At 65.3% G+C, this 17,787-nt stretch carries 8 protein-coding genes; 1 reads left to right on the top strand and 7 read right to left on the bottom strand.

Annotation, left to right across the window (positions count from 1 at the left end):
- The first annotated feature begins 125 nt into the window (after nucleotides 1-125).
- Nucleotides 126-953: a universal stress protein gene (locus tag QU44_RS17470; RefSeq protein WP_052134685.1), complete on the top strand. Its 828-nt coding sequence runs from the start codon at nucleotides 126-128 to the stop codon at nucleotides 951-953.
- Nucleotides 954-1,016: 63 nt separating this feature from the next.
- On the opposite strand, the gene QU44_RS10915 is transcribed toward QU44_RS17470, so the two are convergent.
- From QU44_RS10915 to QU44_RS10885, 7 genes are all read right to left on the bottom strand, one after another.
- Nucleotides 1,017-4,037, bottom strand: coding sequence for a TonB-dependent receptor domain-containing protein (locus QU44_RS10915; protein ID WP_033922182.1), 3,021 nt, complete (start codon nucleotides 4,035-4,037; stop codon nucleotides 1,017-1,019).
- Between the two features lie 267 nt (nucleotides 4,038-4,304).
- Nucleotides 4,305-6,272, bottom strand: coding sequence for an alpha-L-fucosidase (locus QU44_RS10910; protein WP_033922181.1), 1,968 nt, complete (start codon nucleotides 6,270-6,272; stop codon nucleotides 4,305-4,307).
- Nucleotides 6,269-8,617 carry a GH92 family glycosyl hydrolase gene (locus QU44_RS10905; RefSeq protein ID WP_033922180.1) on the bottom strand — a complete coding sequence of 783 codons (2,349 nt, stop codon included), beginning with the start codon at nucleotides 8,615-8,617 and terminating at the stop codon, nucleotides 6,269-6,271. Before QU44_RS10905 ends, QU44_RS10910 begins: the two co-directional genes overlap by 4 nt.
- A complete protein-coding gene (locus QU44_RS10900; RefSeq protein ID WP_033922179.1) occupies nucleotides 8,614-10,077 on the bottom strand; it encodes a glycoside hydrolase family 125 protein in 1,464 nt (487 codons plus the stop codon). Before QU44_RS10900 ends, QU44_RS10905 begins: the two co-directional genes overlap by 4 nt.
- Nucleotides 10,074-12,698 (bottom strand): glycoside hydrolase family 3 C-terminal domain-containing protein, encoded by a 2,625-nt coding sequence (locus tag QU44_RS10895; protein WP_081987986.1) that lies wholly within the window; start codon nucleotides 12,696-12,698, stop codon nucleotides 10,074-10,076. Before QU44_RS10895 ends, QU44_RS10900 begins: the two co-directional genes overlap by 4 nt.
- Nucleotides 12,695-15,277, bottom strand: a complete 2,583-nt coding sequence (locus QU44_RS10890; RefSeq protein WP_033922178.1) for a beta-mannosidase — start codon at nucleotides 15,275-15,277, stop codon at nucleotides 12,695-12,697. The genes QU44_RS10895 and QU44_RS10890 overlap by 4 nt, the downstream gene beginning before the upstream one ends.
- On the bottom strand, nucleotides 15,274-17,664 hold the full coding sequence (locus QU44_RS10885; protein WP_081987985.1) for a beta-N-acetylhexosaminidase: 2,391 nt from the start codon (nucleotides 17,662-17,664) through the stop codon (nucleotides 15,274-15,276). Before QU44_RS10885 ends, QU44_RS10890 begins: the two co-directional genes overlap by 4 nt.
- Nucleotides 17,665-17,787: the final 123 nt, after the last annotated feature.

Here is a 17,787-nt window from a genome sequence, read left to right as displayed (position 1 = left end):
TCCCGGGTCAACTCTCAGCAAAAATCAACAGGCACGGTCCTGTACCACCAGCTGCCGGCCTTTGGCGGCTGATTCTTGCGCCGCGCTTCTTGGCGTGGGATGATGCATGGGTATCAGGAGACATCATGCTTGCCGACCTTTTAGCGCTGGTAGACGATCCCGAGCGGGCATTGCCGTTCCTGCGTGCGGTGCATGACTTTGGCGCAGCCAATGGGCGGCCGCATTTGACCGTCATGCTGTTGAACGATGTGTTTGCCGCAATCGACGCGCTCGACGCCGATGCCGACCCCAGCGATGCGATGCTGGCGTTCGACGCTGCCGAGAAACGCTCGATCGAGCTGTTGCGGTCAGCACTCGACCGATCGGAATTATCGCTCGAGCTGCGTGCGATCACCGATGCGCCTGGATTTCTGAGCGGCGCGGCCCGGGTCGAGGGGCGCTATGCCGATATGATGCTGGTGGGGCCGCGCTCAGCCTATCGCAGCGAACGCCTGCGCCGTCGCTGTATCGAATCGGCGCTGATGAGTGGCAGCGGGCCGGTTTTGTTGTTTCCTGAGGGTGTGGGCCTGAGTGTGCTGGCGCAGGCGGTGGTGGGCTGGGACGCATCCCCCGAAGCGCGGGCGGCGGTGCGGGAACTCACGCGCTTGCTGCCTTCGGGGGCGCGGATCGACATCGCGTTGGTTGATCCAGCCGATGCCAGGCCCAATCGCCCTGCACCCGGCAGCGACATTGCCCGCCATCTGGCGCGGCATGGCTATGCGGTGACGCTGCATGTGCTGTCGTCGGCGGGGCGCGACGTTTCGGCAGTGCTGGAAAGGTTCGCGCTCGAACAAAAAGCAGATTTGCTCGCGATCGGCGGTTTCGCCCATTCGCGGGTGCGCGACATACTGCTGGGCGGGGTTACCCGCCATCTGATCGAAGCAGCGCGGCTACCGGTGCTGCTTGCGCGCTGAGGCGCGGTTTGATGGCGTCCCGCCATGCCTTGATCGACAAGGCATGGCGGGAGCCGGGGTAGTTTAGAACTTCATCGTCGCACCGGCGACGAGCTGACGGCCGAGCATGTCATACCGCATCAAGCTGTTGGTACGCAGCAGGCCGAGAACGTTGCGAGCGTTCGGCAGCAGCGGCGGATCCTTGTCGAACAGGTTGTTGACCGAGAAGCGCAGGTTGAAGCGCTTCGCGATGTCGAACGCCAGCGATAGATCGATATAATTATAGGCCGGGATTTCGGCATAGGTCGTGCGGCGGTCGGCGGTGTTCACCGGGATGCCGGTCGCTACCGGATCGGCGTTGAAGGTGATCGTCTGTGAACCGTGATGGCGCCAGTTCACCGTCATGCTGACGTCGCGCTTTGGCGATGACCAGGTGGTGCTGAGCACGTGGCTCCAATCAACCATGCTCTCGCCGCAACCAGGACCGAAATAACCGACGCAGTTGCGTGGCGGCACGTTCGGTGCGTCCTGGCTGCCGACCATCGTGGTCAGCGTGCCGTTGAACGCCATGTCGAGGCTGCCGACATTGCCAAGCGGCAGCGCATATTGGCCCTGGAAATCCCAGCCGTGCGACTTGGATTCATAACCGTTGCTGGTGCCCTGCGCGATATAGCCGGTGGTCGGCGTCGTTCCTGCCGGGCTGGCGAGGGTGAAGGTGCCCGGATTACGAACGATACCGCGGCAATAATAATCGATCCCGGTGCTGAGGCAGCCGTTCAGGAAATCATTCGCCGCGAAGAAATTGATCGAATCCTCGAGATCGATGAGGAAGCGATCGACCGACACGGTCAGGCCCGGCAGAAAGCGCGGCCGCAACACGACGCCGAAGGTCTTGGTGTATGCCGTTTCGGGCATCAGGCCAAAGCCACCGTTGCGGATGGTGCAGCTATTGTCGGGGCAGTTGAGCGCCGCGCTGCCATAGAGATTGTCGGGCAGGCCGGTGTTACGGCATTGCTCGATCGTCGCGGCTGGCGGCAATGGCTGGCTGGGGTTGGCCGGGTTGGGCTGGGGCGCGCATGGATCGTTGCGCGAACCGATGCTGGTATAGTTGATGTTGCTCGCCTGATCGGCCTCGATCACCGTCGGTGCGCGCTGCGCCTTGTTATACGAACCACGGAAAGTGATGTCGGCGATCGGTGCCCACAGCCCTTCGATCTTCCAGGTGTCGAACGTATCTTCCAGGCGGTTATATTCGGACAGACGATAGCCGGCGTTGAACTGCAACAGGTCGGTCCAGCTCTGATTCTGTACCAGCGGCACCTGCACTTCGGCGTTCACTTCCTTCACGCTTTGCGTGAAGCGGGCATCGTTGCCGCCCTGCGATGCGCGAAATGCAGCATTGGCGGCGGATTTGAATCGCTCGGACCGGAATTCGGTGCCGACAGCAACCGCGACGCCATCTTCAGCATAAGGCGACGTGATGCCATAGCGCCCGAGGTCGCCCGAAATCGTGCCGACAACCTGGAACAGCCGCGGCGAACTGGTGCCCGTGCGGGTGTCGGTGCCGCTGATATAGGCATTGAGTGCGGGATCGTTGTTGAACGGGGCGAACGCATTGAACGGGACGCATGCCGGATCGGTGCCGTTGACTACCGACTGGCAGGTTGGCCGACCGTTGACGTTGACGACGTTCAACGCCCGGTTGATGTTGGCAAAGTTGGGAAGGGCAAAAAGGTCGGCGGTTGCGGTGTTCTCGGCATAGACACCCGACAGGTCGTAGGTCCACGCATCGTCAAACCCGCGACCACGCAAACCGGCGGTCACCCGCACGCCGCGATTTTCATACTCGTCATAGCGCGACTCCAGGCTTCCGAAACGATAGCGGACGTCGAGCGGAACCAAGGCGCTGGTCCCTGCCGCCGCTCCGCACAACACGCCGGCCTGGGTCGATGACAGGAACGGATTGTTGCAGTTCACCTGATATGGCTGGGTGCCATAAGCCTGGTAGTTCAGCGTGCGATTGATCTGCGGGTTGCGCGAGCGATCACGATACCACAGCGCCGACGAATAGAATTCGATGTCGCTCGACAATTGCGCGGTCAGGAAACCGCCGGCGTTGATCCGCTTGAATTCACGCTGGAAGCTGAAATCGTCAAACGGATTGGCCTGCGTGCCCGGCGCGCTGTTCAGCGGAACGAACGTGCCGTTGCCATTGGGATTATTGACCAGCAACTGTCCCGATTGTGCGCCCGACAGCGGAATGATCGTGCCGGCCGGTACGAACGATGCCAGCGAGCATGCCAGTGGTCCGTCCTTGGTCGGCTGGGTCACTTCGCACGCCGAGGTACTGCGCGCCGACAACGGCACGATGCCCGACTGGCGATAATTGACGAAGCCGGTGATGTTGACCGCGCCGTCGAGCAGATTGATGCCCCCGGTCGCCGACACGTCCATGCGCCCGCCGTCATTGGTCCAGCCCGACGCAGCAGGGAAGCCCGCGCGGCCCGCTGCATCGGTGACTTCGTTGGCGCGGTTGTTGTGATTGTACAGGCTGTAGTTGCCGGTGACCGTCAGCCCTTCGAAATTCTTCTTGAGGATGAAGTTCACGACGCCCGAAACCGCGTCCGAACCATAGACCGACGAGGCACCGCCGCTCAGCACGTCGATCCGCTCGACCAGCACGTTCGGGATGAGGCCAACGTCGCCGCCATTTTGCAGGCCGATCCGCATACCGTCGATCAGCGTCAGCGTGCGCTCAAAGCCCAGGCTGCGAAGCTTGATGCGCTGACGACCGTCCGAATCAGCATAATTCTGTTCGGCGTTCGGCTGGACCTGCGGCAGGCGGTTCAGCACTTCTTCGATCGTCGTGGCGCCCTGCACCGCGATGTCCCTGGCGGTGGTGGTGATGATCGGGGCGGCCGAGCGGTTGTTGGGGCGAACGATGCGGGTGCCGGTGACGACGATCTGGTCGCGATCGGACTGCTGCGCTGCGCTGCCCGGCAGGGCTGCGCCATCATCATCGGTATCGGCGATTTCGGTTGCGGCACTTGCCGGCAGCAGTGCGTCCTGATCGGTCGATTGGGCCAGCGCTGGTGCGGCGGCCATCAGACCGGCCGTCAAGGCCAATATGGATGCGCCTGGTTTTAATAGCATGTGATCCCCCCGGGTGATGCGTTGATAGCTGCGCGTCATCGCGCTGCGTTGCCGGGAAGATCGAATTAATCAGCCTATTATGTCAATACCCAAGTAATACCTTTACAGTCCGGTGTGTCATATAGGTAACATAGTTTCCAAAGTATGGGACAGGTTCATGCCGGGGTCGAGCGGGCTTTGCGACCCGCTTCAAACCCCGGCATGACCTGGACAATACCTCTAGGCGGCAGGTCCGGTCGTGAACGCGCCGACACCCGCCACCGCCAGCCGAGCCGCCGGCACCGCCAGTTCGTCGAATTGCAGGCGAAGGAACCGCGCCTGTACCGGCCGGGCAAAGGCAAGCCGTTGGGTGGAGCGGGCATAGGCGATGTTGGGCAGTTCGCCCCCCGCCGCCAGCGTCCAGTTTTTGCCATCGCTGCTGGTTTCGGCGACGAAGCCGCGCGGTGGCGAGGCTCCGTTCATCACCGCGCGTGACGGCGTGATGCTGATCCCGGCGAGCATTTGTGCGGTGCCCATATCGAACACCACGCGCGCGGGTGCGCCGGGCGTGGGGGCGGCAACCACCCAACTGGTCCCCGGATCGCCGTCTAGCAGGCGTTCGGCATTGGGGCCGCTTGCCTCGATCACTTTCCAGCTCGCGGTCGACAACAGGCTGGGATCGCGTGACACCGGCGGCGGCACCGGCACCGGCGCGACCGAGCGGAACAGCGCGACGCGGCTGATCGCGGGGCAGACCGGCGCCTCGGTAATCCGCAGCCGCACCCGGCGCGCGGTGACCGGCTGTGGCAGCCGGATGATCCGCGACTGGCCGATACAGGCATGTTCGGCCAATTGCCGCCAGCCGCCGTCGATTTCGGCATCGACCGCAAACCGGGTCACGCGCACCCCCAGCGGCAGATATTCCTCCAGCCGGATCAGGTCGAACGCTTCGCCCGGCGGCAGGTCGAGCACCAGTTCGGGAGTGGTGACGCCATCGGGGGCCGACCAATAGGTCCGCCAATCGCCATCGAGCACCTTGGCAGCGGCAAAGTCGGGGCCGCGTTCGTGGCTGGCGCTGGCGACTGCGCCTTGCGCCAAGTCGGTCGCGAAGCTGGCGCGTACCGCATTGCCGAACGCGGTGAGCACCGCCACGTCGTGCGGATGAATCTGGCCGCGCCGGTCGGGCGGCAGGTTCAGGTGCATGTTGGTGCCGCGCCCCACCGATTCGTCGAAAAACTGCATCAGCCGCTCGGGGCTTTTGACGCGGGCATCCTCGTCGGAATGATAGAACCAGCCGGGCCGGATCGAGGTGTTGGTTTCAGCGGGCCACCACAGCGCGCCGCCGCGCACCCCCGAATTGCCGTTTTCCTGGGTATAGGGGGCGGCGGGCATCGTCGGCCAGCATGGATCGCCGGCATGCCCCTCTTCATTGCCGATCCAGCGGATGTCCGAACCCATCGGGTCGAAAGTGCAGGCCATTGGCTGATGCCGGTGCACCAGCGCGATCGTGGTCGGCCAGTCATAATAAGCGGGCGCGTCGATCCGCCTCGTCTCGCGCGCGCCGCCATAATAGCCGTCGCCGCCATTGGCACCGTCGAACCAAAATTCGAACAATTCGCCATATTGGGTGCAAAGCTCGACGATCTGGCCGCGGAAATAGTCGACATAAGCGGGCCGGCCATAATCGGGATGGTTGCGGTCCCACGGCGACAGATACAGGCCGAACGCCATGTTCTGGCGGCGGCAGGCTTGCTCGAACTCGCGAACAATGTCGCCCTTGCCGTCCTTATACGGGCTGTTGCGCACGCAATGTTCGGTCAGCTTGGTCGGCCACAGGCAAAAGCCGTCATGATGCTTGGCGGTCAGCACGATGCCGTGCATCCCGCCGGTCTTGGCAGCGGCGACGATCTGGTCGGCGTTGAAGTCGGTCGGGTTGAACAGCGACGGGCTTTCGTCGCCAAAGCCCCATTCCTTGTCGGTGAAGGTGTTGATCGAAAAATGGATGAAGGCATAGGCTTCGCGCCGGTGCCACACCGTCTGTCGCCATGACGGCAGCGCGCCGAACGGTGCGGGGGCGCCGCGCGCGGCGGTCGGCAGGGGTTCGCCCGCCACCGGGGCAGGGGACAGCGCGGCACGCGGGGTGGCGCAGGCGGCAAGCGGGGCGGCAAGCCCGGTAGCGATCAGGCTGCGGCGGCTGATGTCGGTCATGATGGTTCCTTAGCGCGTCGGTCGGCCATCTGGCCAAAGGAGGGCGGGCGGCTGGCCAGTGGCTGGCCAAAGGCGGGGACGGGAATGGTGCTCATGTCAAAGACGAGGCGACCGCCCTGAATCAGATCGGCATGTGAAATCCAGCTTTTGGCCCACGGCTTGCCGTTCCACGTCACCGCGCGGACGTAAGGGGTGGTGGGGCCGTTGCCCGGTGCCTCGACGATCAGGCTGCGGCCATTTTCGAGGCGAAGCTCGGCGCGCTCGAACAAGGGCGAGCCAAAGACATAGGCGCATTCGACCGGATCGACGGGGTAAAACCCAAGCGCCGACAGCACGAACCACGCGCTCATCTGGCCGCAATCATCGTTGCCGATGATCCCGTCGGGATCGTTCTTGTACATGTCGGTCAGCAAGCGCCGCACCATCGCCTGTGTCTTCCACGGCGCGCCGACATAGGCATATAGGTAAGCGGCGTGCTGATCGGGTTCGTTGCCATGGGCATATTGGCCGACCAATCCCGAAATATCGGGCGGCGCGTTTTCGGGCAGGGTCGATGGCGCGTTGAAGAACGCATCCAGCTTTGCCTCGAACGCGCGATCGCCGCCCAGATGCTCGATCATGCCGTAAATGTCGTGCTGGTTCAGGAACGTCGCCTGCCAGCCATTGGCTTCGGTATAATCGCGCCACCACGGCTGTGGCATGTGCCCCAATTGGATCGGATCATAGGGCGTCCACCAGCTGCCGTTTTCAAAGCGCGGGCGGGCAAAGCCGATTTCGGCGTCGATCGTGTTGCGCCAATTGCCCGACCGGCGAAGCAGCCGCTGGGCATCCTGCGACTGTCCCGCCGCGCGGGCGATGTGCGACGATGCCCAATCGTCATAGGCATATTCCTGGGTGCGGCTGACGCTTTCGAATACCTTGTCGGCGGGCACATAGCCCAGCTTGTCATACAGTGCCCGGCCGCGGCTGTTATCCTTGTCAGGTGCGGTGAAATCGAAGCTGCGGCGAAGGATCGCGGGCAGCGCGGCGGCATAATCGGCGGCAATGCCCTTTGCCTGCGCCTCGGCCAGCACCGGCACCGCATGCCAGCCGATCATCGTGCCGGTCTCGACCCCCTGGAGCGGCCATACCGGCGGACCGAATGGGCTTTGCTGCGTCTGGCGGATCAGGTCCACCACCAGCCGCTGCGCCTGTGATGGCGCGACCAGCGTCAGCAGCGGGTGCAGCGTGCGATAGGTGTCCCACAGCGAATAGGTGGAAAAGGCCGCCTCGCCGCGCGCCAGCTTGTGCACCTGGCGATCCAGCCCGCGATAGCGCCCGTCGACATCGGAAAACAGCGTGGGGGCCAGCAGCGAATGATAGATCGACGACGCCATGATCGTCCGCTCGTCGGGCGAGCCGCCGGTTACCGTGATCCGATCCAGCTCGCGATCCCAGCGGGTGCGCGCGGCGCGGCGGATGGCGTCGAAATCCCAATGCCGCGCCTCGGCGGCCAGATTTGCGCGTGCGCCGGCAATATCGACCCCCGAAATGCCGCAACGGACCAGGATCGGGGCAGCGCCCGCATCGTCATAGTGCAGCACCGCCTTCAGCCGGTTGCCCGCAACCGATCGCGTGCCCGCCGGCTGCTGGGCATCATTATCGCCGTAGAAGGTGATGCGATCGGGCCGCCGCGATAGCTGCATCGCAAAGAAGATCAGCCGCCCCTTGGCCCAGCGATGCACGCGGCGACCGCCGGTCAGCATGCCATCGGCATCGACCGCCAGCGTCGCCTGGTCGATCAGCGGCGATCGGTCGCTTTGATCGAGCACCAGATGCGACAAGTCGATCAGCAGATGCGCGGGACCGGCGGGGAAGCGATAGCGATGCCAGCCGGTGCGATCGGTCGCCGTCAATTCGGCGGTGACGCCGTTTTCCAGTGTCACCCGATAAAAGCCCGGCTCGGCATGTTCGTCGCGAAAGCGCTGGCGATAGCCCGCATCGGGGTTTTCGCGCGGGCCGGGCACCAGTTGCACCGGGCCACGCGCGGGCACCACCAGCACGTCGAGCATGTCGCCGATCCCGGTGCCCGACAAATGGGTGTGGCTGAACCCCATGATCGAGCCATCATCCTGATGATAGCCCGAACAGGTTTCCCACCGCTCGACCCCGGTGTCGGGCGATAATTGCACCATGCCCCAGGGGAGGGTCGCGCCGGGATAGGTGTGGCCGGTGCCGCCGGTGCCGATGAACAAATTGGGGGCGGTGCGCGGCGATTGCGCCGAAAAGGCGGCGGTGACGGGCAACGCCTGGCCGATGGCGGCAATGCCAGCCGAGGTGAGCAGGCTGCGACGATTGAGTTTCATAGGGCTGCTCCCAACAGCGCGGGGCGCGTGCGGTGAAGATGGACAATCAACTGGCCGAACAGGCCATTGGCCCAGGCAAACCATTCGCGGGTGAAGCGGCTGGGATCATCGGCCTCAAAGGCTTCGTGGATCAGCCCGGTGCCGCCATCGGTGTCGCGCAACTGGCGCAGCATCGCGCGGATCACCTGTTCGTCGGCGGTGGAAAAGGCGCGCACGATCATCGACATCGGCCAGACCTGATTACGCCCGACATGCGGCCCGCCCACGCCCTCGGCAGCGCGGCCCCGGATAAACCAGGGGTTGCGATCGCTCCACACCGCCGCCGCCGTCCGCTGCCAGCGCGGATCGTCGGGGCTGACACAGCCGAGGAACGCCAGCCCCAGCAGCGACGGGACATTGGCATCGTCCATGAACACCGCGTTGCCAAAGCCATCGACTTCATAGGCCCAAACGTCGCTGCCATCGGCCAGGCGCATCCGGCCATGTTCGGTGGTCGCGCGCTCGACTTCGTCGGCAAGCGCGGCCGCGTCGCTCGCCAAGGCGGCATCGCCCCGCGCGCCGATCGCGATGGCGGCGAGTTCGCGCAGCGTCGTCACCGCAAACAAATTGGCGGGGACGAACAATGAATAGAGGCAGGCATCGTCCGATGGCCGGAACATCGAATGGATCATGCCATTGGGCCGCGTCGGATTGCCAAGCCCCTCCAGCAATGTTTCGATCGGCTGGCCGGCATTGCGCTGAAAGCGATAGGGGCCGGGGCCGTCGATCCGCTGCTGCGCGCGGAAAGTGGCGATCACCGCCCGTGCGGCGGCTGCCCATTCGGTGGTGAAGGGGCGCGGATCGCGCGTCGCCTGCCAGTAATCATGGCTGAGGCGCAGGAAATAGCAGAGCGAATCAATCTCCCATTTCCGCTCGGCCACGCCCGGTTTCATCAGGGTTTTGTCGGCCAGCGCCCAGCTCAAATTGGTCGGGGCACCGGGGTCTTCCATGAAGGCATTGGCATAAGGATCGATCAGCACCGATCGCGCCTGCCGCCCGATCAGCCCGCGAAACAGTTCGGCCAGCGGCGCGTCGTCGCGCACCAGGTGAAGATAGGGGCGAAGCTGCGCCGCCGAATCGCGCAGCCACAGGCAGGGAATATCGCCGGTGATGACAAAGGCATCGGGTGCGCCGCCGATCGTCCGCATCGTCACCGTGGTGTCGAGCGTGTTGGGATAGCAATTGCCGAACATCCAGCGAAGCTTGGGGTCGGCGATCCCCTTGGACACCCGCACGATTTCGCGCTCGACCGCGCGGCTGGTGAAGCGGCGGTCGGCGGCGACGGGACGAAGGCTCGGCATCTCGCCGGGGGCGGGCACCGGCGGGCGGAAGCGGATCGTCGCGGGTGCGCCGATCTGCGCCGCTGCGGGTGCTGCGGCAAGCGCGGCGGTGCCTGCGATGAAGCTGCGGCGATCGATCATTTGGGCAACTCCACTGCATCGCCGGTGACGGTGAAGCGAACCCAGTTGCCGGGGGCGGTTTCGGGCTGGCCGCCGCCGATCCACAGCCGATATTCACCAGGCACGACCCGGCGCATCCCGGCGCGATCGACGCTGCTCATCGCGCGCGGGTTAATCGACAGCCGCAGCGTGCCATTGGCACCGGGGCGCAGCGATAAGCGATCGAACGCCGCCAATTGGTGACGCAGGACCGGCGTGGTCAGCCGGGGCTGTTCGCGCGTCGCCGGTGGCACCAGATACGCCTGCACCACTTCATCGCCCGCGCGGTCACCGCTGTTACGCAGCTTGACCGTGACCGCCAGCGTCTCACCCGCTGCAATCGCGCGCGGCGCTTGCGGCGGCTGATAGGTGAAGCGCGTGTAGCTCAGGCCGTGGCCAAAGCCCCAGAGCGGCTCGCCGGTGAAATAGCGATAGGTGCGCTCCTTCATCCCGTAATCGACAAAGGGGCGCAGATCGCCGGTCGATTTGTAGAAGGTGACCGGCAGCCGCCCCGACGGGTTGTTCGTACCCAGCAGCGTTTCGGCAAGCGCGGTGCCGCCAGCCTCGCCTGGATACCATAGTTGCAGGATCGAATCGGCGGCCTGCGGATCGACCGCGACCGCGCTGCCCGAGGCAAGCACCAGGATGATCGGTTTGCCGGTGTCCTTCAGCGCCTGCAACAACCGGCGCTGCGGCGGCGGCAGCGCGATGTCGTCGCGATCGCCGCCGGTGAAGCCGGGCACGAAGATCGACAGCGCTTCGCCCTCCAAATCGGGCGACAGGCCCAGCACCGCGACAGTGACGTCGGACGCCTTGGCCGCCGCGACCGCTTCGGCCAGCAAAGGCTCGGCGGGCGGCAGCCACATCAGGCGGATGCCGTCATCGCCCGATTGCTTGTCGAGTTCGAGCCGGATCGCCACCGGCCTTTGGCCATCGACATCGGTTTCGACCCTGCCGCTTGGCAGTTCGCCTGAATGCACCTGCTTGCCGTCGATCCACAGCCGCACCGAATCATGCGACGTGCAGTTCGCCCAGCAGCGCGGCACTTCGACGATCAGGCGATAGCGGCCGGGGCCGGGGGGCACGAATTCGCCCGTCCAGCGCGCTGAAAAAGCCCCCGGCGTCAGCGACGGCAGCGGGGCGGCGCGGTTGAAGTCGAAATCGATCCGGCGGTCCTGCCGCGTGGCGACGGGCATGCCGCCGACGTGCGGCGCGGCGAAATATTCGGCGCGAAGTCCGGGCTTGCCATCGTGGCGAAGCGCGGTTTCGGGGATGACCACCGCCGATCCCTCGGCCAGCAGCGATCCTTGGGCATAGCGGACCCGATCCGCGCCAAAGCCTGTCCGAATCCCGTCGAGCGGGGTTACCGGCGCGATGGCGGTGCCGTGATAATTGCCCTGCAACACGCCCAGATCATCGGCATTGGCCCCCACCACCGCGATCCGGCTGGTCGCGGGCAGCGGCAATCGTCCGGCTTCGTTGCGCAGCAGCACGATCGATTTGCGCGCTGCCTCCAATGCGGTGGCGGCATGCGCCGGGGTTGCGACCTGATCGGGGGTGATCGCCGCCCAGCGGCTGACCCCGCCAAAGCCGATGCCAAGCGCCCGGCGCGCCGCAAAGACGCGGGCAAGCGATTGGTCGATCTCGGCTTCGGTCACCAGCCCGCGCGCGACGGCGGCGGGCAATGCGGCATAGGTCGATCCGCAATTCAGGTCGGTCCCGCCCTGCAACGCCGCCGCCGCCGCCGAAGCGCTATCGGGGCGGTAATGCAGGAACTGGTCGATATTGCCGACCGCGCCGCAATCGGAAACGGTCAGGCCGGTAAAGCCCCAGTCGCCGCGAAGCCGATCGATCAGCAGCGGGGCGTTGGCGCAGGCGGGGACGCCGCCGATCGCGTTGTACGCGCACATCAAAGATTGCGCCGCGCCTTCGGTCACCGCCGCGCGAAAGGCGGGCAGATACGACGCCTCCAGATCCTGTGCCGATACCTGCGCCGAAAAACTGTCACGGCCCGATTCCGGCCCGCTATGCACCGCCAGATGCTTGGGCGTTGCGATGACGCGCGGCTGTTTTGGGTCCGGCCCCTGCAAGCCTTGCACGAACGAGACGCCCATTCGCGCGGTCAGGAACGGGTCTTCGCCATAGGTTTCCTGTCCGCGCCCCCAGCGTGGATCGCGAAAGATGTTGATGTTGGGCGACCAGATCGACAGCCCTTCATAAATGCGGCGATCGGCGGTCGCCGGCTTGGCGTTGAAGCGCGCGCGTGCCTCGGTCGACACGACTTCGCCGATGCGGAGCACCAGCGCGCGGTCCCAGGTCGCGGCCATGCCGATCGCCTGCGGAAACACCGTGGCGTGGCCGTTGCGGGCCAGCCCGTGCAGGCCCTCGTTCCACCAGTCAAAGGCGGGCAGTTTGGCAGCCGCGCTGGCGGGCGCGCCATTTTGCATCTGTGCCGCCTTTTCCTCGATCGACATGCGCGCGATGGCGCTGGCGATCGGGTCAGCCGCCTTGGCCGGTGCAGCTTCGCCCGCAGGCGGGGTTTGCGGCGGCACCGTCTCGACCTGGGTGGTGGCTGCCTGGAGCAGCAGGAACGGAAGGATCATCGTGTCTGCCCCAAGCTGCGAAGCGTTAGTGCCTGCGCCAGTTGCGCGGCGTCTTGATCGGAGGTGACGGTTATCGTCCTGCTTTCGCCGGGCAACAGATCGAATCCGTTGTCGGACGGGCGGGCATCGAGCGTGCCGAAATCGAGCATCACCGCGCGCGCCAATTGGGTGGCGCTGACCGTCACGCGATTGCCGTCCCAGCGCGCCGACAGGCCCGGCGCGGGATAGGCCATCTCGCGCGGCATCAGCCGCTCGACCAGATCGCGGTCGATCACCCGGCCATCCACCAGCAATTCGGCAATCGCATAGCTGGCATTGGCGGGCGCGCCGCCGAACAGCGCCGCGTCGTCCAGCTCGGCAATATGCTGAACGCCATTGGCGGGCAGCGTCACCGCCGCTTCGCGCTGCGACAGGATCGCGCCGCCCATGTCGCGCACGCTCAGCCGCCAGGTCGCCGCGATCGGGGTTAGCGCGTCGGACACCAGCGTGATCCGCGTCTTGTCGGTGCGTTCGGCGACGATCGCCTGCGGCGCAAAGAAACGCCGCGCGGCGAAGTTCAACAGCTTCCACCGGCCGAAATAATCGACGCTGGCCCAACTGATCGCGGGCCACACATCGTTCATCTGCCAGTATAGCGACCCCAATGTCGTTGGCCGGCACGCGCGATGATGCCGCGCCGCCAATTCGATCGCCTCCATCTGGTTCACCTGCGTCAGATAGGCGAAATCGGCGAAATCAGCGGCCTTGCGCACGCGCTGATCGACATAGAGGGTCAGCCGCTGGTTGCCGTCGCCCGCCAGGAACTTTTGGTGCGCGCGCATCGCCGGGGCTTCGGGATCGAGCTTGTCGGCCCCGAAGGCGGCGATGGTCGCCATGTTCGGCATCGCCTGGAACCCATATTCGGACATGAATCGCGGGCAACTGTCGAGATAGCGCTCCACCGGCTTGCTGCCCGACCATACGTCCCAGAAATGGCGGTCGCCATCGGCGTCGGTATCGGTTGGTCCTTCGAAATCTGTCGAGGGCGATCCGGGCCAATAGGGGACGTCGCTGTCGCGCGCGGCGGCGACGCGCAGCACGCGATCGAACAACACCGCCATGCCGACGCCGGTGCGCTCCTGCTCATCGGCCCCCACCCGGCGTTTCCAGGCGGTGCGATCGGACCAGTTTTCCCAGCCCGACTGCACTTCGTTATTGCCGCCCCACAGCACGATCGAGGGATGCGGGGCAAGCCGATCGACCTGCTCCTCTGCCTCCACCCGCACATTGTCGCGGAAATCGGCATCGGGGGGCGTCACCGCGCCGCCGAACATGAAATCCTGCCAGATCATCAGGCCCATTTCATCGGCCATGTCATAGAAGCTGTCGGGCAGATAATGGCCGCCGCCCCACACGCGGATCATGTTCATGTTCGCATCGCGCGCGCTTTGCAGCACCTGGCGCATCTGTGCGTCGGTCACTCGCGTGGGAAAACTGTCGAACGGGATCAGGTTCGCGCCCTTGGCGAAAATCTCGGTGCCGTTGATTCGAAAGCCGAAACTGCCTTTCTGCCGCACCAGCTCGACCGCGCGCAGCCCTGTGCGCCGTTCGGCGGTGTCGATCGTTTCGTTGCCGTGCCGAAGCTCGGCCTGCACGCGGTACAGCGGCTGCTCACCCAGCCCAACAGGCTGCCACCGCTGCGGCTTTGCGATGCTGATCGGCACCAGCACGGTGTTGCGCCCCGGTTCGACGGCAAAGCGCTGCTCGGCACGCACGACCCGGCCATCGGGACCGGTCACGCGGATCTGCGCGCGGTGCGTCCCTGCGCGCACCGCATCGACCTGAAGCCGTGCGACGACCCGCGCTTCGACGGCGGTGATCGCGCTCTGGTCCACCGCCAGCAGGTCGATGCGGGCATCGTCCCATGCCTCGACGCGCACCGGCTGCCACGGTCCCTGGTTGACGATCCGCGGCGCCCAGTCCCAGCTATATTGGTATTTTGGCTTGCGGATATAGGGCGAGGTCTGGCGCCGTTTCGGCTCGTCGCCAAAGGCGCTGTCATATTCGCCGGGCAGCGGGTTTTCGAGCGCGAGCACCATCGGTTGCAGCTCGCGGATCGGCGAGCGGAACTGGATCAGGATTTCATTGTCGCCCACGCGCAGCGCCGACTTTGCTTGCACCCGCCAGCGGCGATGCGCGTTGTTCGCCTCCAGCAAGCGCTCGCCATTCACGAACACCGTGGCAAAGGTATCGAGCCCGTCGAACACCAGATCGACGCGGTCGCGTTTGAGCATCGCGGCGGTGACGTTGAGCGTGCGGCGATATTGCCAGTTGGTCAGCCCTGCCCATTGAATCGCGGCTTCGTTGGTGCCGATGAACGGATCGGGCACCTGGCCCGAACGCACCAGATCGAGCTGGATATGGCCGGGCACCGTTGCCGGCTGCCACGCCGCCGATTTGGGCTGTTTGGCGGCATCCTCGGCCTTTGCAGGGTCGATCCGCGCTTCCCAGCCATCGTGCAGCCACACCACCTGACGCGGGCCGGCGATCGCGGTGGAGGCAAGGATCAGCGGCAGCGTTGCCAGCCAGGCGCGCTTCATTGCGCCTTCTCCGTCAATTGCACGTTTTCGATCGTGTAATAGGGTTCGGACAGCGGCGAGGTGAACTGGAAGCACAGGTCGCGCTCGCCAGTCACCCCGGCAATGCTGCCGCTGAGGTCAAAGCGGTTCGGCGTCGTCGCCGGATCGGGCAGGACGAAGGTGGCGATGACCGGCGGGTTCGCCTGATCGGCGGGGACATTGGGCTGTTTCTGCGATGGCCGCACCGGGCAGCCGGCGGTGATCACCAATTCGCCATGCGGGGTGACGTTGAAATGCCGCCGAAGCGCGCCCGCCTCATGCGCCAGACCATAATGCCGCGCCAGCCGTGCGACGGTGACGGTAAAGCCGCGCGCGATGTCGAGCGGCGCTGCGGGATAGAGCGTGCAGGTGTCGAACAGGTTGACGTTATAGGCGGGCGCATTGCCCGGTTGTTCGGCATGCAGCGGCACGCGAAGCCCAAGCGCGCCATTGGGGCAGGCGGCCATGTCCGAACTCGTCCGCCGCAACAGCCCCGCGCGGGTGGCATCGAAGCTTCGCGCCTCCGCCGTCGGCTGGCCATCGGCGGCAAAGCTGACCGCGCGGATGGTGGTGCCGGTTTTCACTTTCAACGGCTCGCGATAGGCGCGCGCGCTTGCGGTGGGGGTCGATCCGTCGGTGGTGTAGCGGATCGTGCCATAGCCGGTCTGGGTTTGCAGATCGATCGTCGCGCTGCCCGTGCGAAGCGCATCGGCGCGCGATTCGCGCATCGCAAAGGTGACGGCAAAGGCGCTGTCGGCCACTTGCACGCCCGCCCGTTTCCAGCGCGCGATCTGCGGCATCAGCCGGGTGACGAAGCGATCGAAATTGCGCGATTCCTGCGGCGACCAGGTCATTTCGGCGATCGCGGCGGCGCGGGGGAAGAACATGTGCTGCACCTGATACGGCGTCACCAGATATTCGCTCCAGGCATTGCCCTGTGCGCCCAGCACATGATGCCGCTTATCGGCGGGAATTTCGCTCGGCATCGGGTTATAGGCATAAACATTCGCCAAGCGCCCGGCGATTTCGGCGGGGGTCTTGCCCGGCTCGTCGCGCCCCGAAATCCGGCCTGGCGGTTCGCTGGCCTGCGCGCTTTGCAGGGCATCGAGATACAGGGTGGGGGCGGGGGAAAGCACCACGTCATGCCCCTCGCGCGCGGCGTCGATCGCGCCCTTTTCGCCGCGCCACGACATGATCGAGGCGCTGGGCGGAATGCCGCCCTCCAGGATTTCGTCCCAGCCGATCAGCCGCCGTCCGCGCGCCGCCAGATGCTGGCCGAATTGCTCGGTCATCCAGCTTTGCAGCGCGTCTTCGCTCTTGATCCCCAGCGCCTGCATCTGTGCCTGCACCTTGGGCGAGCGCTTCCACTGGTCCTTCACCGCTTCGTCGCCGCCCATATGGACGAATTCGCCGGGGAAGATGTCGACCAGCTCGTCGAGCACCTGCTTGACGAAGGTCATGCCCTCCGGTCCCGGATTGAGCAGATAGGGGCTGATCCCCCATTCGTTCGACACCACCGGGCGATCGCCGAACACGCCGAATTGCGGATAGGCGGCGACCACCGCCTGGACATGGCCGGGAAAGTCGACCTCGGGCACGATCGTGATGCCGCGCTGCGCGGCATAGGCGACCAGTGCGCGCAGCTCATCCTGGGTATAAAAGCCGCCGACCCGTTCGATCGGGGCTTCACCCGCGCTTGGCGAAGCGCGCCATGCGCCGATCTGCGTCAACAGCGGATAGCGCTTCACCTCGAACCGCCAGCCCTGATCGTCGGTCAGGTGCAGGTGCAGCCGGTTGAGCTTCAGCCCCACCATCTGATCGACGATCTTGCGAACTTCCCCGATCGGCTGGAAATGCCGCGCGACATCGACCATCAGCCCGCGCCAGCCGAAACGGGGTTGATCCTCGATCGTCATTGCCGACAGCCGCACCGGCTTGCCCATCGCCCGGTCGGGGCTGAGCAATTGCGCCAGCGTCATCGCGCCATAGAGCAGGCCCGAATCGCCCGATGCCGCGATCCGGATGCCATCGGCGGCGACCGTCAGCCGATAGGTTTCGCCGCCGGTAATCGCCGGATCACGCGCGAAGCGGATGCGCGGTGCGGTGCCGGTGGTCGAAAGGCGAAGGCCGCGGTCGCGCGCGACATGCTCGATCAACAGCTTGGCGGCGATGGCGGCCCCTGCATCGCCCGCGTCGATCGCGATCGCAGTGCCGTCGGTCACGACCAGCGCGCCCTTTGCCGGGGTAATCGATGCAGGCAGCGGCACCAGGGCGGTTTGCTGTGCCGCCACCGGGATTGCGGCCAGGCTCGCCGTCAGTGCGGCGGTCGCCGCCGAGAGTGCGATCACCCTGTGCGTACCGATACCCATTTACCAAACCCCTTGTTCGTTCTCGTCGAAATACAACCAATTTAGACACTATAATACCACTCAAGGGCAAGTGTTGCGTTTCAAAGGTTATGCGCGCCGTTGCACCGGCCCGGTAGGCGCGAT

Source organism: Sphingomonas sp. 37zxx (genome assembly GCF_000786205.1).
GTDB lineage: Bacteria > Pseudomonadota > Alphaproteobacteria > Sphingomonadales > Sphingomonadaceae > Sphingomonas.
The sequence above is the reverse complement of the archived record's forward strand: the minus strand, read 5'-3'. Positions and strand labels throughout refer to the sequence as shown.

Bases quoted from the DNA above. Each gene is read 5' to 3' on its own strand.
- QU44_RS17470 (WP_052134685.1), top strand. From the start codon at position 126: ATGCTTGCCGACCTTTTAGCGCTGGTAGACGATCCCGAGCGGGCATTG.
- QU44_RS10915 (WP_033922182.1), bottom strand. From the start codon at position 4,037: ATGGCCGCCGCACCAGCGCTGGCCCAATCGACCGATCAGGACGCACTG.
- QU44_RS10910 (WP_033922181.1), bottom strand. From the start codon at position 6,272: ATGACCGACATCAGCCGCCGCAGCCTGATCGCTACCGGGCTTGCCGCC.
- QU44_RS10905 (WP_033922180.1), bottom strand. From the start codon at position 8,617: ATGAAACTCAATCGTCGCAGCCTGCTCACCTCGGCTGGCATTGCCGCC.
- QU44_RS10900 (WP_033922179.1), bottom strand. From the start codon at position 10,077: ATGATCGATCGCCGCAGCTTCATCGCAGGCACCGCCGCGCTTGCCGCA.
- QU44_RS10895 (WP_081987986.1), bottom strand. From the start codon at position 12,698: ATGATCCTTCCGTTCCTGCTGCTCCAGGCAGCCACCACCCAGGTCGAG.
- QU44_RS10890 (WP_033922178.1), bottom strand. From the start codon at position 15,277: ATGAAGCGCGCCTGGCTGGCAACGCTGCCGCTGATCCTTGCCTCCACC.
- QU44_RS10885 (WP_081987985.1), bottom strand. From the start codon at position 17,664: ATGGGTATCGGTACGCACAGGGTGATCGCACTCTCGGCGGCGACCGCC.